This is a genomic window from Shinella sp. GW821-FHT11G07 (assembly GCF_058808115.1).
On sequence record NZ_JBXARJ010000001.1, the window covers coordinates 650,874 to 672,644 of the forward strand.

Sequence of the window (21,771 nt, forward strand, 5' to 3'; positions counted from 1 at the left end):
CCTCAACCCTGCTGATACTGCGCGAAGGCTTCCTCGCCGCTCGCATCGTCATGGATAATCGCCATCAGTCCGCGCACCACGGCATTCGGGTTGGCATGCTGGTAGATGTTGCGCCCATAGACCATGCCCATTGCGCCCTGCCGCATCAAGGCGGCAGATTTGGCGAAGACGGCACCGAGATCCTCCTTGCCGCCGCCGCGCACCAGAACCGGGCAGCGCGCCGCCTCGACCACGCGGTGGAAATCTTCCGCATTGGTCGTCGGATCCGCCTTGACGATATCGGCGCCCATCTCGCGCGCAAGGCGCGTCAGGGTGACGATCTTTTCCGCGTCGCCATCGACCATATAGCCGCCGCGCTCCGTAACGGGTTGCATGACGAGCGGCTCGATCATCAGCGGCATGCCGTATTTTTCGCAATCGGCGCGCACGCGAGAAATGTTCTGCACGCATTGACGGAAGAGGTCGGGCTCGTCCGGCAGCATGAAGAGGTTGACCACCACGCAGGCGGCATCCATCTGCAACGCGCCGATCAGCGGCTCCGCATCGTTCTGCAGCACGGCCCACATGTCGCGATGGCGGATGCGGTTATAGGGGTTGCCCATGTCGATGCGCATGACCAGCGCCGGCTTGTCCTTACCGGGAATGTCCTGCAACAGGTCGGCCTGGCCGTAGTTCATCTGGATCGCATCGGGCCTGGCATCGACCAGCGCCTTCACGACAGCAGGCACGTCTTCCAGCCCGTCGAGGAAGGACGGTTCATTGCACACGCCGTGATCGATCGCCACGTCCAGGCAACGGCCGTTGCCGAACAGCCGGTTCATCCGGACCTTGCGGTAGTCTCGCATAGTTCACTCCTTTGTTCATTCCTTGCGGAAAGGGTTTCCTCGGCGACGCCGTGGCGCTCGCGCATGAGGGTTAGAAAACGGGTGCGCTCTTCGATTTTGCGCGGTGTCGGCCAGCCTTTTTCGGCGGCCAGCACGTCGAGAGCGGCGTCAGCCATGGCGAGCGAAAGTTCGCCGGCGATGGCAAGCGTCGTGCGCCGCGTGAGCAGGTCATCCAAATGTTCGACCGCTTCCGAGCGGATGAGATGGACAAGCTCCCGGACGCTGTAGCCTTCATGCGGCAGCGAATGATCCGGTGCAGCGGCGATGAAGCGCGCGACATCGCCGGCATCCGTGCCGTAGCGCTCGAACAGCAATGCCGCGCGCTTCGCAGAAATCCCCGTCGAGGCAGCGAGGTCGCGAACCCAGCCGCTGCGATCGTTGGGAAACGCCCGGCCGCCACCGATGGTGCGTTCTGCCGTATCGACGCGACGCGACAGACCGAGCCGTTCGAGTGCCATATCGGCAGCCATCTCGCCGAAGGAGCGGAAGGTCGTCCACTTGCCGCCGATCATGCAAAGCACGGGTGGACCGCCATTCTGGCCCTCGAGCACTGTACAGAAATGATCGCGCGGGATGCGGCCGGTAAAACTGTCCTTGCTGGCCGGCAGCGGGCGCACGCCGGCGAACTGGAAGACGATTTCTTCCGGCCGGATCGTTACGCCCGGCAACACGAAGGCGAGTGATTGCAGAATATAGTCGCGCTCGTCCGACTCGCAACGCACGGTACCGGGATCGTCGACGCGGATATCCGTCGAGCCGACCAGCACCTTACCGAGATAGGGGAACAGGATGCAGATGCGTCCGTCCTCGTTCTCGTAATAGATCATGTGCCCGTCAAGCATGTCGCGCAGCGCGGCGTTGTCGATGATGAGGTGTGACCCCTTGGTGCCCCCCATCAGCGGTGCGGGCCTTGCGTCCTCGGGGAACAGCGCGCCATTCGCGATATCGATCCAGCCGCCGGTGGCATTGATGACCAGCCTTGGCTGGATAGACAACGTCTCGCCGGATACGCCATCGCGCAGCAAAAACTCTCCCGCACCCCTCTGCTCGACCGCCGCATAGTTCAGGGCCTTGGCATTCGAACTGGCGGACAGGCCATCGCGCAGAAGCTCGATGCCGATGCGCTCCGGATGGCTCACCCAGGCATCGTAGTAGGTCGCGGAGTTGCGGATCGCCGGATTGAGCGCCGGCCACTTTTCCAGCGTCGCCTTGCGGCCGCGGAACTGGTGTTTTGGCATCAGGGCGCGTTTGCGCGTCAGGAAATCGTAGATGCCGAGACCCGTCTTGATGGCAATGGCGCCGCGGCGGCTGGGGCGGCGGGTGAGGCCGAGGAAGCGCACGATACCGTTACCGAGGCCTGAGAAGATATCGAAGATCGGCACCGTCGTCGGCAGCGGCGCCACATAATGAGGGGCGTTGCGGAGCAAGCGGTCGCGCTCGACGAGCGATTCCTGCACCAGGCTGAATTCGCCGTTCTCCAGATAGCGCAGACCACCGTGAACCATGCGCGAGAGAGCGGCACTGGCGCCGGAGCAATAGTCGTCCTTCTCGACGAGGAGTACGTTGACGCCCTGCAACGCCAACTCGCGAAAGACGCTGAGCCCGTTGATGCCGCCGCCGAGGACGCACACGTCCACCTTCGGGCTCCGGCGAAGCCCGTCCATTGTCTCTGCACGGTTCATGATGGCAGCCTGTTATCCGTCCATGGTGACGAGTTGCGCCGATATGGCGGCATTGATCGCCGCGAGATCGTCTGTCGAAAGCCTGAGCGTGCCCGCCCGCGCATTGTCGAGCGCCTGTGCCGGGTTGCGCGCGCCGCAGAGCCCGAAGGTCACACCCGGCTGCGCCAGCGTCCAGGCGATCACCACCTGTGCGATGCTGGCGCCGTGGCCTTCCGCGACAGGCCGGATCGCCTCGGAAAAATCCTTGGCCTTCTGCCGGTTGGCGACCGAGAAGCGCGGGTTATCCTTGCGCTGGTCGTCGCCAGCGAAGACCCGATCCGGTCCGATCGTGCCGGAAAGCAGGCCGAGTGCCAGCGAGGAGTAGCTCAGCGTCGAAACGCCGTTGGCAAGAGTGAGCGGCAGCAGGTCCGCCTCGATCTCGCGATCGATCATGCTGAACCGCTCCTGGATCGCATCGAGCGACCCGGTAGCAATATACTGTTCGAGTTCCGAGCGGTTGACATTGCTCGCGCCGATCGCGCGGATCTTGCCGGCCTTTTTCAGCTCTTCGAGCGCCGCGACCGTCTCCTCGATGGGTGTCGTCGGGTCCTGCCAGTGCGTGATGTAGAGGTCGATATAGTCCGTGCCGAGCCGGCGCAGGCTTTCCTCGACTTCATGGATGATCGAGTCGCGGCCCAGGTAACGGTGGACCGGCTTGCAGTCCTGATCGAAGAAGTGGTTGCCCTTCTGCGTATGCCAGACGAGCCCGCATTTCGTTGCGATCACCGCCTTGTCGCGACGGCCGACAAGCGCCTTGCCGACGATTTCTTCCGACCGGCCGAGGCCATAGGCCGGCGCTGTGTCGATGAGCGACACGCCGGCATCGAGCGAGGCCTGGATGGCGGCAATCGATTCCGCCTCGTCCGTGCCGCCCCACATCCAGCCACCGATCGCCCAGGTGCCGAGGCCGACGGCGGAGGCCTTGACGCCGGAGCGTCCGATGTCACGGATCAATTGTTCGCCGCTCATGCGGAAAATCCTTCCTGGGATGCAATGTCGAGAATACGAGCACCCGTCGCCTCGTCGGTGACGAGCGTATCGAGGTGGTTGCCGCGCAGCACGCTGAGAATGGAGCCCGCCTTGTTGAGGCCGCTCGCAACGCCGATTTTCGTCGGGATCGAGGCAAACTCCTCGAGCGTCAGCGAAACCAGCGAGCGATTGAGACTGTAGTCGCAAACCCGGCCCTCGCCATCCAGCAGGTGGGCGAGGAGTTCGGCGCTCGCACCGGAATGCTCGATCGCGCTGCGGTCTTCGCTTGAGGAGGGGTGGAGGTCGTAATAGGTCGAGTCCGTGCTCAGGATCGAGCCGATGCCGACCACCGCCACCTTCGCCTCGCGGCCGCGCTGAAACACATCGGCGACGGAGCGCATGTTCATCAGCATCGCGCGCTGCGCGGCGTCGTCGGCGAAAAGCGGTGCGTGGATCTGGTAGGAGCGCCCGCCAAGCCGGTCGGCCATCAGCGTCGAGACATGGTTCACGTCCGTATAGTGTTTGCCCTGCACGCAGCCCGTTGCCGGGATGACCTCGACATCGAAGCGGCGCGCGGCCTGCAGGCCGGCCACGACGGCGCTGACGCCCTTGCCGCCGGTGATGCAGATCGTGTCGCCATCGGCGATCTCTTCGAGCAGCAGCCGGGCTGCCGCTTCGCCGACCGCTTGCAACGCGGTCTGCGGATTGTCGGAGACCGTCGGCACCACGACGGCGCGGCTGATGCCGCCGAGCGCCAGAAGCCGCTCCTCCAGATCGACCAACGGTTCCATCGGCGACTTGATCTTGATCTCGACGAGGCCAAGCTGGCGGCCGCGCTTGATGAGGCGGTTGACGGTGGCGTGCGAGAGACCGAGCTGGTCGGCAATCTGCGCCTGCGTCAGGCCTTCGAGGAAGTGCAGCACGAGCGCCTGGTGCATCTGGCGGGCGATGACGATCTCCTCGCGCGGCGCCGTGGTCTTGGGTTTCAGCTTGGCGATCGGCATGTCAGGCGGCCTTCCGCTTGTGCATGAAATGGTCGATGGAGACGGCGGCGAGCAGGATGCAGCCCTTGATCATGTCCTGCCAGTAGACCGAGACATTGAGCAGGATCAGCGACGAGGTGACGACCGAGAGTAGCGCGATGCCGAGGATGGCGCCGAGAATGGTGCCCGAGCCGCCGTTGAGCGAGGCCCCGCCGATGACGGCCGCAGCGATGATGTTCAGCTCCATGCCGGCGCCGAAGGTGGGGGTCGCGGCCCCGAAGCGGGACATGTAGATGACCCCTGCGACACCGGCGAGCGTCGAGCACAGTACCGTCACCCAGAACTTCACTTGGTTGGTCTTGATGCCGGAATAGAGCGCGGCCTTCTCGTTGCTGCCGGTGTAGAAGACCTTGCGGAAGGCGGTCGCCCGGCGCAGCAGGAAATCGAATAGGACGACGACGGCGACGAAGATCAGGATGACATAGGGCACACCGTAGAACGTGCCCTGCCCCACTGCCTTGAAGCCGGCCGGCAGCGTGAAGAGCGAGAGCGGCGTGCCCTTGGTGATGATGAGGCAGAGGCCGCGCACGATCACCATGGCTGCCAGAGACGTGATGAAGTGGTTGAGGCCGACGACAGTCACGAAGAAGCCCATGGCGCCGCCAATGGCGCTGCTGGCCAAAATGCCGATCAGCGAGGCCGTCCATGGGTCGAGGCCTGCGAGGAACAGCGAGCCCGAGAGCACCATCGCGAAGCAGACGACGGAGCCGACCGCAAGGTCGATGCCACCGACGATCAACAGGATTGTCATACCGACAACGACGATGCCTTCGACGGAGAAACTCATCAGCATGGCGCGGAAATTGCCGAGCGTCAGGAAGTGCGGCGAGGCGAAGCTCATGATCACGCAGAGTGCGAGGATGATCGCGATCAGCCCGGCTTCGCGCATCGTGCCGAGGCGTTTGAAAGACGATGTCTTCGGCGCTCCGGCCGTCATCGTGTCGATTGCCATTCCCGTCTCTCCCAGTTTCTTCTCACGCGGCATGGTTTGCCGCCTTTGCCGTACCCATGCCTGATGCAAGGCGGATCACGGCCTCTTCCGTCATCTCGTTCGCCCCGAGTTCGCCCGCAATGCGTCCTTCACGCACCACAAGCACGCGGTCGCAGAGCCCGAGCAGCTCCGGCATTTCCGAGGATATGACGATGATGCCGATGCCCGAGCGCGCAAGATCGCGCAGCAGGCGGTGAATTTCTGTCTTCGCGCCGACATCGATGCCGCGCGTCGGTTCATCCATCAGGATGACCTTCGGCGTGACCGCCAGCTGCTTGGCGATCGCCACTTTCTGCTGGTTGCCGCCGGAGAGCGATTTGACCGGCGCATCGACGCCGCTCATGCGCACCCCGAGCCGCTTCGCAAAATCCTCGGCCAGCGCGGTCTCCGCCCGGCGTTTCAGCAGGCCGGCTGGATTGGTCAGCGCCTTCAGGTCCAGCACGGAGATGTTTTGTGCGATGGACAGTTCGAGAAAGACGCCGGAGCCCTTGCGGTCCTCGGACAGGTAGACGATGCCCGCCTTCACGGCATCCGAATAGGATTTGATCTTCTGCGTATCGCCATGCAGGTGCACCGTGCCTGAGGTGTGTGGCCGCAGCCCGCAGATGCCCTCGGCGATTTCCGTGCGGCCGGAGCCGATGAGGCCGCCGATACCAAGGATTTCGCCCTTGCGCAGCTTGAAGCTGACATCCTGGAAACGCACATCGTCGCCGATGCGGTCTACCTCAAGGATCGTGGCGCCGGACGCCTCGTCCGCACCGAGTTTGTCCGGATAGAGCTGCGTGATCTCACGGCCGACCATGCGGCGCACCACGTCGTCCGGCGTCACATCGGCGATACGCTCGGTGCAGACATAGCGGCCATCGCGGAACACCGTGACCCGGTCGCACAGGCTGAAAATCTCGGCCATGCGATGGCTGATATAAATGATCGATATGCCGTTCGCCTTGAGGTCACGAATGATCGAGAACAGCTGCTGCGCCTCGGTTTCGGTGAGTGCTGCGGTCGGTTCGTCCAGAATGAGCACGCGGCAGTCGAGCGTCAGCGCCTTGGCGATCTCGACGAGCTGCTGGCTGGAAATCGGCAGGTCTGCGACCTTGCGGCGGACGTCGATGGCGGCAAGCCGGTTCATCACGGCCTGCGCGTCGCGTTCCAGCGCGCGATAATTCATGAAGGGTGTCCGGCGGCGGTTGGTCGCTGCCATGAACATGTTTTCGGCCACCGTCGCATCCGGGCAGAGCGCGATTTCCTGATGCACAAGGCCGATGCCAAGCGACTGGGCGGCGGCGGGCGAAGCGATGCGCACGGCCTTGCCGTCAACGCGGATCTCGCCTTCGGTTGGCTGCAGCACGCCGGCAATGATGTTCATCAGCGTCGACTTGCCAGCGCCGTTTTCGCCGCAAAGCGCATGGACCTCGCCGCGTTCGAGCGTGAAGTCGACATCCGTCAACGCCTTCACTGCCCCGAAATGCTTGGTCACGCCATGAATGGTGAGCACCGGCTCGGCCATCGTCTTCCTCCCTCTCCTCCCGAGACCATCCGCGCCGCAAGGCGCGGATGGCGTTCTCTTGGGAGATTACTCCTCGATGCCCTTGGTGCCGCGACGCTTCAGGTACTTGTCCCAGTAGAAGTCGTCGGCATTTTCGGCCGTCACGATGGAAAGACCGTTGTCGACGAAGGGGATGCTCATCGGGTTGAAGCCGGAGCGCTTGGCGTCGTTCATCGGGTCGATCAGCTCGGGATGCTTGGCGAGCCACAGCAGCATGAAGCCCATGTAGCCCTGCATGCCCTGGTTCGGGTTGATCGAGCCGAACACTTCGCCAGCCTTGATCATGTCGAGGATGTTGGCGTTGACGTCCGCGCACATGACGAGGACCTTGCCGCCCGCTTCCTTGTTGGCCTGTGCCGCGCCGATGGCGGAGTTGGCTTCCGGCATGAAGACAGCGCCGAGGTTCGGATTGGCCTGGATGAGGCTCGACAGGCCCTGGTAGGCCTTCGTCGGATCCTGGTTGGAGGCGGCGCGACCGACGAGCTTCATGTCCGGCCACTTTTCTTCCATGCGGGCGACGAAGGCCGTGATGCGCTTGTCGTGGTTGTCCTGGCCCGGATTTTCCAGAACCGCATATTCGCCCTTACCGCCCAGCTTCTCGGCGATCGCGTCGGCGGCATAGGTGCCTTCGCGGGTGTTGTCCGAGGTGATGAAGGAAATACGCTTGGAGAGCGGAGAGTCAGCCGCAAAGGTCACGACCGCCGTGCCCTGGTCGATGGCGCGGTTGATCGGCTCGATGAACGGGTCGGAGTTCATCGGATGCACGAGAATGCCGGCGGGGTTCTGGGCGAGCGCCTGGTCGAAGGTGGCGATCTGCTTGTTGACGTCATATTCCGGCGTGCCGGTATATTCCGTCTCGCAGCCGAGCTGCTGGCCGGCCTGCTTGAACATTTCATAGACCGGGAACCAGTATTCGACGCCCGACACCATGACGTTCATGACGTATTTTTCGCCCGGCTTGCAGCGGAACGGGTTTTCCGTCTCGGCGGCGGCGGAACCGGCAAAAAGCGTTGTTGCAAGGACCGCCATCGCGGTCGTCGTCAGAAAAGTGCGCAAAAGTCCTCCTCGAGGCCGAAGCCCCTCCCAAAAAGCCCGAGGGCGTCGAAACGACGCCGCTGATCGCGTTGAACCCGAACTTCCTCCTCGAAGTCCGGTATGGGCAGGTAACCGCAAAGGAGATTGCCTGTCAATATAATTCACGATCCGAAATATATTTCATGGGCATCGGATGAAATCAAGTCCGCTGGCTGAAATATCTTTCACGGCGCGCCAAACCGCAAGAGGGATGGAGCAGACAGACGGTGCGCATAGCCGCCTGTCTGCTCCATCCCGTCGATATCGTTTGCGGGAAGCGGCAGCCCGATACCGCAGCCGCCGTCGACACCCTCAGCTCAGGCTTTCACCCGAGCGGCCGTCGGATCGTACAGTGGGTCGAGGTGGATTTTTGCCGGCGTGCGCTCCATAGCGACGACCAGCTCGTAGGTGCCCCCTGCGAGAAAAGCGTCGTCCACACCCTCGGCGCGGCGCACATAGCCGTAGCCGACATTCTTGCCGAGCGTGTAGCCGTAACCACCGCTGGTGAGATAACCGACGGGCGCGCCGTTCCGGAGAATCGTCTCGCGTCCGACGAGCACGACATTCGGGTCGTCGACCGTGAAGCCGGCGAATGCTTTTTTGCGCAGTTCGCCCTGCGCCGTTTCCAGCGCTCGGCGGCCGAGGAAGTCGGTGTCCTTGCGCAGCTTCACCGCCCAGCCGAGGTCGGCGTCGAAGGGCGTGTCGTTCGGCGTGATGTCCGAACCCCAAGCGCGATAGCCCTTTTCAAGGCGCAACGATTCCAGCGCCCGGTAGCCGACAGGGCGGATGTTGGAGGCAGCACCCGCCGCCATCAGCGTGTCGAAGACGCTTCCGATGGCGCCGATCGGCACATGCAGCTCCCAGCCGAGTTCGCCGACATAGGTAACGCGCAGCGCCCGAACCGCGTGTCCTGCAATCGAAATCTCCCGCACATGACCGAACGGGAAGCCGGCATTGGACACATCTGCGTCGGTCACCGCCGAAAGCACGGCGCGTGCCTTGGGTCCCATCAGTGAGAGCGTGCCGAACTCTTCCGTCACGTCGCGAAGCGTCACGTCGTGGCCCGCCGGGATGTGATCTTCGATCCAGCCGAGATCATGCGTGCGGAAACCGGTGCCCGTGACGATGTAGAATTTGTCCTCGGACAGTCGCGCGACCGTCAGGTCCGCCTCGATGCCGCCGCGGCTGTTGAGAAGCTGGGTATAGGTGAGCCGACCGGCTGGCTTGCCGACATCGTTGGCGCAGATCCAGTCGAGCGCCTTCAACGCGTCCGGCCCCGTCATTTCATACTTGGCGAAGGACGACTGGTCGAAGATGCCGACGGCTTCGCGCACATGGCGATGTTCCTCGCCGACGTTGGAGAACCAGTTCTGCCGGCCCATCGAATAGACGTCCTTCGGCTCCATGCCGTCAGGCGCGAACCAGTTCGGGCGCTCCCAGCCGAGTTTCGAGCCGAAGACCGCACCATGTGCCTTCAGGCGCTCATAAAGCGGCGAGACGACATGCGGGCGGCCGCTTTCGTATTCCTCATGCGGGAAGCCGATCGTGTAGTGTTTGCCGTAAGCCTCCAGCGTGCGGTCGAGCACCCATTGGCGATCCCGGTGCATGCCGGCGAAGCGGCGGATATCGACGACCCAGAGGTCGAGCGGCGCTTCGCCATCGACCACCCATTGCGCCAGCACCCAGCCGGCCCCACCGCCCGACGCGATGCCGAACGCATTGAAGCCTGCGCCGACGAACATGTTCTTGCACTCCGGCGCGACGCCGAGAATGAAGTTGCCGTCCGGCGTAAAGCTCTCCGGCCCGTTGATCATCTGTTTCACGCCTACCGTTTCCAGCGCCGGCACGCGGGCAATCGCCTCTGCCATATGCTGCTCGAAATGGTCGAAGTCGTCATCGAACAGCCGATAGGCCCAGTCTTCCGGCACGTCGCCGGTCGTCCAGGGTTGCGGGTTTGGCTCATAGCCCCCCATGACAAGCCCGCCGACTTCCTCCTTGAAGTAGGTGCGGCGGTCGGGATCGCGGATGGTCGGGGCGTCGGTCGAAAGGCCGGGGACCTTTTCGGTGATGATATACTGATGCTTGACCGGCTGGAGCGGCACGTTGATGCCCGCTATGGCGCCCACCTGCCGTGCCCACTGACCGGCGCAGTTGACGACCTTGTCGCAGGCAATATCGCCGAGCGTGGTGCGCACGTGCGTGATGCGGCCATCCCTCATCTCGAAGCCCGTGACACGCACGTTCTCGACGATCTTCGCACCGTGCATGCGCGCGCCCCTGGCGAGCGAATGGGTGATGTCGGAGGGGCTCGCCTGCCCGTCCGTCGGCAGCCAGCTCGCGCCGACGAGATCGCCGACCTCCATCAAGGGCCACATGGCCTTCACCTCCTGCGGCGTCAGCAGGTGCATGTCCATGCCGAAACTCTTGGCGGTCGTGGCGAGGCGACGGAATTCGGTCCAGCGGTTCTGGTTGGTGGCAAGGCGCAGGCAGCCGGTCATCTTCCAGCCGGTGGCAAGGCCCGTTTCCGCCTCCAGACCCTTGTAGAGATCGACGGAATATTTGAGCACCCGGGTGATCGAGGCCGAGGAGCGCAGCTGGCCGACAAGGCCTGCCGCATGCCAGGTCGAGCCGGAGGTAAGCGTGCCCTGCTCGAGGAGGACCACATTCGCCTTGTGATCACGCGTGAGGTGATAGGCCGTCGAGCAGCCGATGATGCCGCCGCCGATGACAACGATCTCGGCATGGGATGGCAGGGTCATTTGATTCGTTTCCCGTATGTGGATCTGTAATGGTCGAGCGCCTGGTCGAGACGGTCGAGATTTTCGCTCGTGTAGCCGACATAGTCGGCGCCGGGTGCAGTGAGGTGCAGTTCGGAAACCATGCTCCACATCGCCTCGCGCAACAGGGAGGCGCATTGCATGGCAGCGTGGGAGTGGAGGAGCGCAGCGTCGGGCGCGCCGCCGAAATAGGCCGCGAGAAAGTCGTCCGCTTGCTCGGGCGAAAGACCAGCATTCGACGTGGCCCCAGCCAGATCGAACATCGCGGTCGAAAAGCCGGCATATTCGAAGTCGATCAGCCAAAGCCGTTCGCCGTCATCGAGAATATTAGCCGGCAGGAGATCGTTGTGGCCGAAGACGATCGGCAGCGGTGCCTGCGCGGCCTCCAGTTCGTCGGCAAGGGCGAGATAGCCGGGCAGATGCCGCGTCATGCGGCTGTTGCCGGCCTTTAGGGTGCGGGCGTAGTCGCGCACGACATGGAAGGGCCAGAACAGGAAGGCCGCGCCGCTGATTTCCGCGGGCATTTCTGTGTGGAAACGACGCAGCACCTCCGCCACCCGCCGCCGCTCAGCAACGACGTCTGCCGCGCCAAAGGTTTTTGCGCCGAGATAGGCGGAGACCATGACGCCGGGTTCGGCATAGTGCACCGCCGGCCCGAAGCCCGCCGCATGCGCTGCCCGTGCGGTCATCAGTTCGCGATCGCGGAAGACGTGATGGAACGGATAGTCCCTGCCGAAGCGCACGACATGACGCCCCACGCCGTCACGGACAAGATAGCTTTCATTGCTGATGCCGCCCTTCAGGGGCGCAATCTCGATGTGGCCACTCCAGCACGGCATGGCCCGGATGCGATCTTCGACCGTGCGGCTGAGCTCGGCATGCCCATCCATTCATTTCCTCCCGCGCTCCCCATAAAGTGGAGCCGCCCTCGCACGCCGTTCCCCGGTTGTTTTCTCTCGACGACGCGCACCGTCAATGTCATGCGGGAGGAAAGCGGCTGTCAATCCTCAAATGTGGCTTTTTCTGCCTTTGTGACCGTTTTTGAAGCTTTCTTGCCAGTCGGCTCGCGAAGGATTATGAAGTGGAAGAACGCATTGCGGGCCCGAAGATCATGAATCACTCCAAACGCCACAACGACATTCTCCGGCTCCTCCAGCAGGACGGCACCGTGACGATCGCAGACCTCGCGCAAAGGCTCGACGTTTCGCTGGAAACCGTGCGGCGCGACATCAAGCCGCTGACGACGAACGGCACCGTCGTGAAGATGCATGGTGCCGTGGCCCTGCCCTCCATCGTCGGCGAGGCGCCTTTCGAAAAGCGCATGCGGGAGAACAGCGAGGCCAAGAAGGCGATTGCGGTTGCGCTGGCTGCGACCATTCGCGACGGCGATTCGATCATGCTCGATACGGGCACGACGACAAGCTATCTCGCCCGCGAGCTTCTCGGCCACCGCCGCCTGACGGTCGTCACCAATTCCTCCGACATCGCGCGCACGCTGTCGACGGTCAACGACAACCGCGTCTATATGGCGGGCGGCGAGCTGCGCAGCGACAATGGTGCTGCCTTCGGCATATCGGCCATCGAGTTCATCAGCCACTTCACGGTGGGCCACGCCGTCATCTCGACAGGGGCGATCGATGCCGCGATCGGGATTATGGACTATGATCTGGAGGAAGCGGAGTTCGCCCGTGCCGTCGTCGCACAAGGCCGTCGTGCGATCGTCGTCACCGACCATACGAAATTCGGACGGCAAGGCCTCGTACGGGTTTGCGACTTCAGCACGCTCACGGACCTCTTCACCGACAAGGCGCCTCCGCGCGACGTTTCGGCGGCACTGAAGACGGCCGGGGTCACTGTAACGCTTGCATGACGCCAGGCGAAAAACGGCCCGGCGAGGTCCGCCGAGCCGTTTGCATGGAGAGGAATATCAGTTCATTGCCGACCACTGGCGACGAACTTCATCCGCATCCTTGTTGAGATGGACATGGGCGTCGACATGGTCGACCCAGTCGAGCGGGATGAGATGATGCTGCCCATCCTCGGAGTCTTTCCGAGTAAGCTTGATGCGGCTGTCACCTTCCATGTGGTCGACAGTGCCGACATGGCGGCCATCGGCGGCACGGACTTCCATATGTTCGCGAATTTCGTTTGCAGCGACCATGGATGTTCTCCTTTTCGGTAATGGTTTGCAAAGAGGAAACGCAGGCGGTCGGCCCGCGGTTCCTTTCTGATCCATTGCCGCAGCCCACAGATGGCCCTGGGGCTACCTCCGGTGATGGACGGCCTGCAGGCCATAGACCGGTGTCGGAAGCCCCTCCATGCGCGCCTTCAGTTGCAGCGAAAGATACTGCGAATAGTGGCGGGACTGGTGCAGGTTGCCGCCGTGGAACCACAACGCTTCCTGCTGCGTCGGCTTCCACATGTTGCGCTGCTCGCCCTCCCACGGCCCCGGATCCTTGGGCGTATCGGAGCCCAGGCCCCAGACCTTGCCGACCGTGTCGGCGGTTTGCTGATCGATGAGATCGGCGACCCAGCCGTTCATCGAGCCATAGCCTGTCGCATAAACGATGACGTCTGCCGGGATTTCCGCCCCGTTCGAGAGCTTTATGGCGTTCTTCGTGATCTCCTCGACCTGTCCCGCGGCAAGCTTGACCTTGCCGTCGATGATGAGCTGCGAGGCGCCGATATCGATATAGTAGCCGGACCCGCGACGGAGGTACTTCATGAAGAGGCCCGACCCATCCGCGCCCCAGTCAAGCTGGAAGCCGGCCTTTTCCAGCGCCGCATAGAAATCCGCGTCGCGCTCGCGCATCTTGTCGTAGAGCGGAATCTGGAACGTGTGCATGATACGGTATGGAAGCGAGGCGAAGATGAGGTCGGCTTTGGCCGTCGTCATGCCGTTCGCCAATGCCTGTTCGGAGTAGAGCGAGCCGAGGCCGATATCCATCAGCGTGTCGGACCGTACGATATGGGTGGTCGAGCGCTGGATCATGGTGACATCGACGCCCGCTTCGTGAAGGGCCGCGCAGATGTCGTGGGCCGAGTTGTTCGAGCCAACGACCACCACCTTTTTGCCCTTGTAGCCATCCGGCCCCGGATGCTGGGACGAGTGATGCTGTTCCCCCTCGAAGCTGGCGCGACCGTTGAAGTCCGGAATGTTCGCCTTGCCGGACATGCCGGTCGCGAAGACCAGTTGTTTTGGCCGGAGCACGACCTCCTCGCCGTCGCGATCGACGACGATCGTCCACTCCTTCGCCGCCTCGTTCCATTTCGCCGATTTGGCAGTCGAGCGGGTCCAGTAATTCAGCTCCATGACCTTGGTGTAGAATTCCAGCCAGTCGCCGATCTTGTCTTTCGGTGCGAAGACCGGCCAGTTCTTCGGAAAATCGATGTAGGGCAGGTGATCGTACCAGACGGGATCGTGCAGGCAGAGCGACTTGTAGCGCTTGCGCCAGCTATCGCCCGGCCGGTCGTTCTTTTCGAGAATGATCGTCGGCACGCCAAGCTGGCGCAGCCGCGCACCGAGCGCAATGCCGCCCTGCCCGCCACCGATGATGACGGTATAGGGCTGCTTCTCGTAGCCGAGCGTACGCTCTTCGTCCTCGCGCTCTTCCTTCCAGGTCTTGGCGCCGATGTTCTGGCCATGCCGGGCGCCGAGCGGGCGGGTGAAGCCGGTCTTTTCCTCGTGGCCCTTGAGTTCCCCAAGCGCCGTCAGCAGCGTCCAGATGAGGCCGTTCTTGAAGCGTACCAGCCCATAGCCGCGCCCGGTCGCCGTCTCGAACGAGATCCAGCTTTCCAGCACGCCGTCACTTTCGGTCGCCTCCTCGCCGGACGCCACGCGCCAGTTCGAGGGTTTTGCCGTGGCAAGCTGGGCTTGCAGCATGTCACGGACCTGGTCACGGCCCTCGACGGTCTTGAGGTTCCAGGTGAAGGCGACGAGGTCGCGCCAGTAGCATTCCTCGGCGAACAGATTGACGGCGTCATCGATACGGCCGGCTTCAAGCGCTGCGCCGAATGTGTCGAGAAGCGCCTGGACGCGGGTGGTTGGGGTTTTGTCGAGCATGGTTTCTCCTCCTGCTATCTCCCGCACAGAGAGCAGCAAGCGGCGTGCCAAATTCCGTTTCCACTGATTTATGAGCAGGTTAAAGGAAAGCACAGGCTGCGAAGCGGCGGAATGCAACACGTGACGTGCAACAGGTGTTGCAGCGGCTGCATCAGTTGAGGCGCTTCAGGCGGCGATGGATCGTCGAGCGGTTGACGCCGAGCTTTCGGGCAAGCGCTGAAATGTTGTTGTCGCAGTCGTCGAGCGCCCGGCGCAAGGCATCGTCATCTCCGGCGGCGGTGGCGGCCGGCGCGGCGAAAAGATGATCCGGCAGGCAATCAGGATCGATGACGCCGCCCTCCGACAGGGCGGCGGCCACACGGAGCGCGTTGGAAAGCTCGCGCAGATTGCCCGGCCAGCCATGAGCGAGAAGGGCTGCCCGCGCCGCCTTGTCGATCCGGTAGGTCGCGCCGTCGTCCTTTTCGATGCGGCTGAGAAGCTGGTCGATCAGCCAGCCGAGATCCTCCCGCTCGCGCAAGGGGGGCAAAGCGAGTGTCGCGGCGTTCAGGCGGTAATAAAGGTCCTGCCGGAAGCGCCCCTCCTTCACCAGTTCCGCCAGATCGCAGTGGGATGCCGAGAGCACCCGCAGGCGGACCGGCCGCGCCTTCAGCGCACCGACCGGCTGCACTTCATTTTCCGAGAGAACGCGCAGCAGCCGGCTTTGCAGGGCAAGCGGCATGTCGCCGATCTCGTCGAGGAACAGCGTGCCGCCGTTCGCTTCCTCGATCAGGCCACGTTTGCCTTTCTGGCTGGCGCCTGTGAAGGCGCCGGGCGTGTAGCCGAAGAGTTCGGATTCGATGAGGTGTTCCGGGATCGCCGCGCAATTGACGGCGACGAAATTGCCGTCGCCGCCACAACCATCATGGATCGCCCGCGCCAGATATTCCTTGCCGCTGCCCGTTTCCCCCTGGATGAGGATCGGGATACTGCGCACTGCCAGTTTCGCCGCACGGGCCTGCATTCTTTCCATCGCCGCATCGCCGCGGCTGAGGTCGCGCAGCGCCCGCGGCAGGCGCGGCTCCGATGGTACGGTCGAACGCAGGTTGACGGCGGGCGCGATGGCACTGGCAAAGAGCACCAGGCCGTTGCGCGCCCGAAGTAGTCTTTCGCCATTCGGCCGGCCGCGCATGAAGCGTGGCAGGTCGTCGACGTCGATATCGAAAACCTGCGAAATCGGCTGGCCGAGAACGTCGCGCGTCGAAAGCCCGCCGAGATCCATCGCGCGGGCGAGCGCACCAAACCCGCCATGGGTCATGCCGGTGATGCGGCCGCTGCCATCGAGCGCGATGGCGGCATCCGGATCGACATCAAGGAATTCCGGTGAGCGGGCAAGGCGCAGCACCCAGTCGTTGCGGGTGCGGGTCATGAGATTGGCAAGCTCGATACGCCGCGTCGTGGAGGCGACGAGATGCAGCGCGAGCTGCTGGCTGGCCTTGGCCGTCGGCGAGCGGAGCTGGGAAATATCGAGCACGGCGGTGAGGCCGCCCAGCGTATCGAAGATGGGCGCTGCGGTGCAGGTCAGCCCGATATGGCTGGTGTCGAAATGATCGTCCTGGTGGATGATCACCGGTTCACCGGAAACGAGGCAGGCGCCGACGGCGCAGGTGCCTGCCCGGTTTTCCGACCATTCAGAACCAAGATAGAGTCCCGCCCGGCGCAACTGGTTATCGAAGGTTGGGTCGCCCATGAAGTCGACGGTGACGCCACGGGCATCCGACAGGAGAAGCACGTAATTCTGCTCGGCAATCTGGTTGAACAGCGTTTCGAGGCCGGAGCGGCCGATGCGGATGAGTTCTTCCGCCTGCTCGCGGTGCTCGCGCAGCTTCAGTTCCGGAACGATATAGGCTTCCTGTGCGATCGTCGGATCAAGCTTGTAGTCGTTGAGACAGCGCAGCCAGGACTGGACGACGGGCGCATCGCGCGGGCTGACCGCGCCCATGCCGACGCGTTCGATCTCCCGTATGTGCGACAATGTCGACACCATCCAGATATCCTCCCGCACCTATGGTGGCACAGGAGGCGATCTGCGACAATCCACTCAATCAGCCCATTCAATCAGCGCCGAGCGCGACGGCCGGTTGAAGCCGCGAGGCGTTGCGGGCGGGCAGGTAACCGAAGACGAGGCCGGTGAGGAACGAGCAGGCGAAGGCGAGTGCTACGGGGCCGACCGTAAAGCTCACCGGCAGACCGAAGACCTGCGCAAGCCCACCGACGGACAAGCCTAGCACGACGCCGATGGCGCCACCGATCGCCGAGACGACGAGCGCCTCGATGAGGAATTGCAGCAGGATGTCCCGCTGGCGCGCGCCCGTCGCCATGCGCACGCCGATCTCGCGCGTTCGCTCGCGCACGCTCACCAGCATGATGTTCATCACCCCGATGCCGCCGACGAGAAGCGAGATGGCGGCGACCGAACCGAGGAAGAGCTTCATCGTGTTCGAGGTTTCGGTGAAAGCCTCGCGCACGGAGGACATGTTGGTGATCTGCGTGTCCTCGGCCTTGTGGCGCTCGTTGAGCAAGGTCTGAATGGCTTCCTGCGTCAGGTCGATCGCCGAGGCGTCCTCGACCTGCACGGTGATGGTGCGCACGTTGCGCTGGCCGAAGAGCCGCATGCTGCCGGTCGAGAGCGGCACGAGGATCACGTCGTCCTGGTCGTTGCCGCCGGCGCTCGCCCCCATCTCGCTCATCACGCCGATCACCTGGAAGGGGATCTTGTTGACCAGCACATATTGGCCGAGCGGATTGCCGCCGTCCGGAAACAGCGTCTTGGCCACCGTCTGGCCTAGCACGGCGACCGGCGCATAGGTGTCCATGTCGTCTGCATTGATGAATTCACCCGAGGCAACCGTCCAGCTCTTGGCGCGCGGAAACTGCGGCACCGTGCCGTTCGCCGTCGTCTGGTAGTCGATATTGCCGTGGCGCAGCGTCACGGTACTCGTCATTTCCGGCACGGCGAAGGTAACATTCGGCACATCGAGGATGGCATCGGCATCCGCGGGAATGAGCGTCACCGGGATGCCGCCGCTGGCGCCGCGGAAATTCGCCATGCTCGGCCGCACAAGCAGCAGGTCGGACCCCATCGAGGAGATGCGGTCGAGCACGGAATTCTGCGCACCCGTGCCGATCGCCAGCATGGCGACCACCGAGCCGACGCCGATGACGATGCCGAGAAGGGTCAGCACGGTGCGGAACAGGTTGGCGTGCAAGGCCCGGATCGCCATCTTGACCGCTTCGGAAACATCGGCGATCGCGGCAGAACCTTCCTTGACGGCCTTTTGCAGGCCGGCTGCCGCAACCGGGGACGGGCGTGGCTTGCGGGCGCGGTCGGAGGTGATGCGGCCGTCGCGGATCTCGATCAGCCGGTCAGCGGCTTCCGCCACCTCACGCGAATGGGTGATGAGGATGATCGTATGGCCATCCTGGTGCATCCTGTGCAGCAGGGCCATCACCTCTTCGCCGCTCTGGCTGTCAAGCGCGCCGGTCGGTTCGTCGGCAAGGATGACGCGGCCGCCGTTCATCAGCGCGCGGGCGATCGAGACGCGCTGCTGCTGGCCGCCGGAAAGCTGGTTCGGCCGGTGGTCGAGCCGGTCGCCGAGCTTCAGCGAGGAAAGCAGCATGTCCGCCCGCTCCTGCCGGTCGCGCGCCGAAATACCGGCATAGATCGCCGGCACCTCGACATTTTCGCGGGCACTGGCCGTCGGGATGAGGTTGTAGCTCTGGAACACGAAGCCGAAGGTGCGGCGGCGCAGGGCCGCCAGATCGTCGGTCTCGAAATCGGAAACCGGCTCGCCATCGATCAGATAGGTGCCGGTGGTCGGCTGGTCGAGACAGCCGAGAATGTTCATCAGCGTCGACTTGCCGGAGCCGGACTGGCCGATGATCGCGACGAATTCCCCCGCCTCGATGTCGAGAGAGACGCCGTGCAGCACCTCCACGGCGAAACCGTCGTTGAAATAGGTCTTCGTGACGTCCTTGAGCGATATGAGCGCCGTCATGGCAACCTCCTCAGAACATCGGTGGCATGCGCATGTTGCGCCGCGAACCCCGATTGCTCGCGGCACCGCCATCGGCAGAACCGGAGCCAACGATGACCCGGTCGCCTTCTGCAAGGCCGCTTTTCACTTCGACGCTCACACGGTTGCGAATGCCGGTTTCGACGTCGCGCACGTCGTTGCCGCCGGACGCCGTGACGACCGTCACCTGCGCCCGGGGCTTGCCGTCGCCGCGCTTCATCGTCACGGCCCCGCTCGGCACGACCAACACGTCGCGCGCGGCAGCCTGCACGAAGAACACCTGCGCGCTCATCGATATCATCAGTTCGCCATCCGCATTCGGCACGTCGAACAGCGCATTGTAGAGCACGACGTTGTTTTCGACCGTCGGCGACGGTTCGACCTGCCGGAGCGTGCCGGTGAAGCGTTTTCCCGGCTGGCCGAGCAGTGTGAAATAGGCCTCCATGCCCACCTTGAGGCGGCCGACATCCGCTTCCGAGACTTCGGCGCGCACCGTCATGGTCGAGAGGTCGCCGATCGTGACGATGGTCGGCGCCGTCTGGCTGGCGTTCAGCGTCTGGCCTTCCTTCACCGGATTGGCGACGATGGTGCCGGCCATGGGCGCATAGATCTTGGTATAGCCGAGATCGACCTCGTCGCCGGCGAGCGTCGCCTGCTGCTTGCGGATCTGGGCCTCGGTCGCGTTGACATCCGCCTCGGCGGCGGCGAGGTCGGCGACAGCCTGGTCGAGCGCCTGTTGGGCGGCGGCATTGCCGGCGACCAGATTACGCTGGCGGGCGATGTTTGCCTGCTTGAAGACGAGCTGTGCTTTCTTGGATTCGAGCTGTGCCTGGAGATTGGCCAGTTCCGCACGGTTGATCTCGATACGGTTCTCGATTGTTGCCGGGTCGATCTCGGCAATCAGCTGGTCCTTCGTGACCGCATCACCGATCTCGACATGCATCGCCTTGAGCTGGCCGGAAACCTGCGCACCGGCATCGACCGACTTCACGGCCTCCAGCGTGCCGACCGCCGTCACCGCGTTTTCGATGTCGCCGCGCACGACGGGCTGCGTGATGATCGCCGTCGTCGTCTCGGCCGGCGCGTAGGCGCGCCAGCCATAATAGCCGGCACCGGCGATGAGTGCGATCACAGGAAGCCAGATCCAGGCGCGCGACCGTCGCTTGCGCCGGACGGGCGGGGTCGCGCCCGGCATGAAGGTCACATTGGCGTGGCCACCCTCTTCGCCGGGCGTATCATCTTTCTTCGGTCGTGCGGTCTTGGTCATCAGCGTTCCACGGATCGAGGTCATGCCTCTGCCGTCCCTTTGATAGACATGTGACACCGCCTATCCCGAAGTTGAAGCCCTTGGGATCATTATATTTTCGTAATGTTTCCTCATTGGGACGCTGGCAGGAGGCGCCTGATGACCGCGCCGCCCCTCCGCGAGGGCGGCGGAAGGTCGTCTGCCTCACGCCGCTTTTTCCACCCGGTTTCGCAGGCTCATGCCGACCATGACCATGCGGGCGGCGTCCTCCGCTGCGTGCGCGAGCAGCTTCGGCGCGGATGAAATCGCGTCCTCCAGCGAGCAAGGCCGCGTCAGAATGGAGGCGAAGGCATCGATACCCTGCTCGAAATTCAGCCGCACACCCTTTCCGATCGTGCCGGCCAGCGCAATGACGGGGACGCCCGCACGCTTTGCACGCTGCGCCACCTCTGCCGGTACCTTGCCGAATGGTGTCTGGCCGTCGAGGCTCCCTTCCGCGGTGATGACGAGGTCCGCCACGGCAATGAAGCGGTCAAGCTCCAGATATTGCATGACGATATCGTAGCGGGGATGCAGCTTGCCGCCGAGCAGACCGAGAACGGCAGCGCCAAGCCCGCCCGACGCCCCCGAACCGGGTGCCGTGCCCACCTCGATGCCCGTCGTGTGCCGGATGCTTGCGGCGTAGGTTTCCATCGCGGCAGCGAGTACCTCCACCTGCTCGGGTGCGGCACCCTTCTGGGGGCCGAAAACCCGGGCAACACCGCGCGCGCCGAGCAGCACATTGTGCCAGTTGACGGCGGCATCGATACGGACAGTGTCCAGGCGCGGATCGCGGCCGGACAGATCGATCGCGGCGAGATCGGCGAGCGCTGCACCACCACGCGGCAGAAGATCGCCTTCGTTGTCGAGAAGCCGGATACCCAGCGCCTCGGCCATGCCGGCGCCACCATCGTTGATACCGCTGTCGCCGCAGCCAAGCAGGATGCGGCGGGCACCGCGGTCAAGCGCAGCGCGCACGAGTTCGCCGACGCCGTAGCTCGTCGTCAGGCAGGGATTGCGGCGGTCGCGGGGAACAAGGCTGAGCCCGGCAGCAGCCGCCATCTCGATGACCGCCGTCGGCTCGCTGCATCCGCCGAGAAAACCGAAATGCGCCTCGACCGGATCGTTGACGGGACCGGTTACCGTCAGGTGACGAAGCGTGCCGCCTGTTGCCTTGACGAGGGCCTTGGTGAAGCCCTCCCCGCCATCGGCCATCGGTGCCTTCAGCACAATGGCCTCGGGGAACGCCCGGAGTACGCCCTTTTCGATGCAATCGGCGGCTTCGTCCGCCGAGAGGCTTTCCTTGAAACCGGAGGGGGCGACAAGAACCGTGAAAGACATGGATCGTTCCTTTTCTATTGTG

16 protein-coding genes are annotated in these 21,771 nt (G+C 63.7%); 1 reads left to right on the forward strand and 15 read right to left on the reverse strand.

From position 1 onward, the window contains the following. Window positions 1-2 precede the first annotated feature (2 nt). The 9 genes from AC1RT2_RS02920 to AC1RT2_RS02960 all read right to left on the reverse strand — a co-directional run bounded on the left by AC1RT2_RS02920 (window position 3) and on the right by AC1RT2_RS02960 (window position 11,898). Window positions 3-845 (reverse strand): class I fructose-bisphosphate aldolase, encoded by an 843-nt coding sequence (locus AC1RT2_RS02920; protein ID WP_493099312.1) that lies wholly within the window; start codon window positions 843-845, stop codon window positions 3-5. Further along, a complete protein-coding gene (locus AC1RT2_RS02925; protein WP_493099314.1) occupies window positions 818-2,566 on the reverse strand; it encodes a glycerol-3-phosphate dehydrogenase/oxidase in 1,749 nt (582 codons plus the stop codon). The genes AC1RT2_RS02920 and AC1RT2_RS02925 overlap by 28 nt, the downstream gene beginning before the upstream one ends. A 12-nt stretch (window positions 2,567-2,578) precedes the next feature. After that, complete coding sequence (locus tag AC1RT2_RS02930; protein WP_493099316.1) at window positions 2,579-3,574, reverse strand: aldo/keto reductase; 996 nt, start codon at window positions 3,572-3,574, stop codon at window positions 2,579-2,581. Continuing rightward, window positions 3,571-4,578, reverse strand: a complete 1,008-nt coding sequence (locus AC1RT2_RS02935; RefSeq protein ID WP_493099318.1) for a sugar-binding transcriptional regulator — start codon at window positions 4,576-4,578, stop codon at window positions 3,571-3,573. The genes AC1RT2_RS02930 and AC1RT2_RS02935 overlap by 4 nt, the downstream gene beginning before the upstream one ends. Before the next feature lies 1 nt (window position 4,579). Further along, window positions 4,580-5,569: an ABC transporter permease gene (locus tag AC1RT2_RS02940; RefSeq protein ID WP_069062550.1), complete on the reverse strand. Its 990-nt coding sequence runs from the start codon at window positions 5,567-5,569 to the stop codon at window positions 4,580-4,582. Window positions 5,570-5,591: 22 nt separating this feature from the next. Beyond that, window positions 5,592-7,118, reverse strand: coding sequence for a sugar ABC transporter ATP-binding protein (locus AC1RT2_RS02945; RefSeq protein ID WP_493099320.1), 1,527 nt, complete (start codon window positions 7,116-7,118; stop codon window positions 5,592-5,594). Window positions 7,119-7,184: 66 nt separating this feature from the next. Then, window positions 7,185-8,213 carry a substrate-binding domain-containing protein gene (locus AC1RT2_RS02950; protein ID WP_069062548.1) on the reverse strand — a complete coding sequence of 343 codons (1,029 nt, stop codon included), beginning with the start codon at window positions 8,211-8,213 and terminating at the stop codon, window positions 7,185-7,187. 335 nt (window positions 8,214-8,548) lie between these two features. Continuing rightward, the gene (locus AC1RT2_RS02955) at window positions 8,549-10,990 is read right to left on the reverse strand and encodes a GcvT family protein (protein ID WP_493099322.1); all 2,442 of its coding nucleotides are present in this window, start codon (window positions 10,988-10,990) and stop codon (window positions 8,549-8,551) included. After that, complete coding sequence (locus tag AC1RT2_RS02960; RefSeq protein WP_493099324.1) at window positions 10,987-11,898, reverse strand: phosphotransferase; 912 nt, start codon at window positions 11,896-11,898, stop codon at window positions 10,987-10,989. The genes AC1RT2_RS02955 and AC1RT2_RS02960 overlap by 4 nt, the downstream gene beginning before the upstream one ends. Before the next feature lie 221 nt (window positions 11,899-12,119). Here AC1RT2_RS02960 and AC1RT2_RS02965 point away from each other — a divergent pair, with 221 nt between their 5' ends. Beyond that, a complete protein-coding gene (locus AC1RT2_RS02965; RefSeq protein ID WP_069062545.1) occupies window positions 12,120-12,878 on the forward strand; it encodes a DeoR/GlpR family DNA-binding transcription regulator in 759 nt (252 codons plus the stop codon). Between the two features lie 57 nt (window positions 12,879-12,935). Here AC1RT2_RS02965 and AC1RT2_RS02970 read toward each other — a convergent pair whose 3' ends face one another. The 6 genes from AC1RT2_RS02970 to AC1RT2_RS02995 form a co-directional block, all read right to left on the reverse strand. Next, entirely contained in the window at window positions 12,936-13,169 is a 234-nt protein-coding gene (locus tag AC1RT2_RS02970) for a DUF2171 domain-containing protein (protein ID WP_069062544.1), read from the reverse strand. Between the two features lie 102 nt (window positions 13,170-13,271). Beyond that, entirely contained in the window at window positions 13,272-15,071 is a 1,800-nt protein-coding gene (locus tag AC1RT2_RS02975) for an NAD(P)/FAD-dependent oxidoreductase (protein WP_493099326.1), read from the reverse strand. 151 nt (window positions 15,072-15,222) lie between these two features. Continuing rightward, window positions 15,223-17,094, reverse strand: a complete 1,872-nt coding sequence (locus AC1RT2_RS02980) for a sigma-54-dependent Fis family transcriptional regulator (RefSeq protein WP_493099328.1) — start codon at window positions 17,092-17,094, stop codon at window positions 15,223-15,225. 67 nt (window positions 17,095-17,161) lie between these two features. After that, on the reverse strand, window positions 17,162-19,105 hold the full coding sequence (locus AC1RT2_RS02985; protein ID WP_493099330.1) for a MacB family efflux pump subunit: 1,944 nt from the start codon (window positions 19,103-19,105) through the stop codon (window positions 17,162-17,164). Window positions 19,106-19,115: 10 nt separating this feature from the next. Beyond that, complete coding sequence (locus AC1RT2_RS02990) at window positions 19,116-20,390, reverse strand: efflux RND transporter periplasmic adaptor subunit (protein WP_493099571.1); 1,275 nt, start codon at window positions 20,388-20,390, stop codon at window positions 19,116-19,118. A 183-nt stretch (window positions 20,391-20,573) separates the two neighbouring features. Continuing rightward, window positions 20,574-21,749, reverse strand: coding sequence for a glycerate kinase family protein (locus AC1RT2_RS02995; RefSeq protein ID WP_493099332.1), 1,176 nt, complete (start codon window positions 21,747-21,749; stop codon window positions 20,574-20,576). Between the last annotated feature and the right edge of the window lie 22 nt (window positions 21,750-21,771).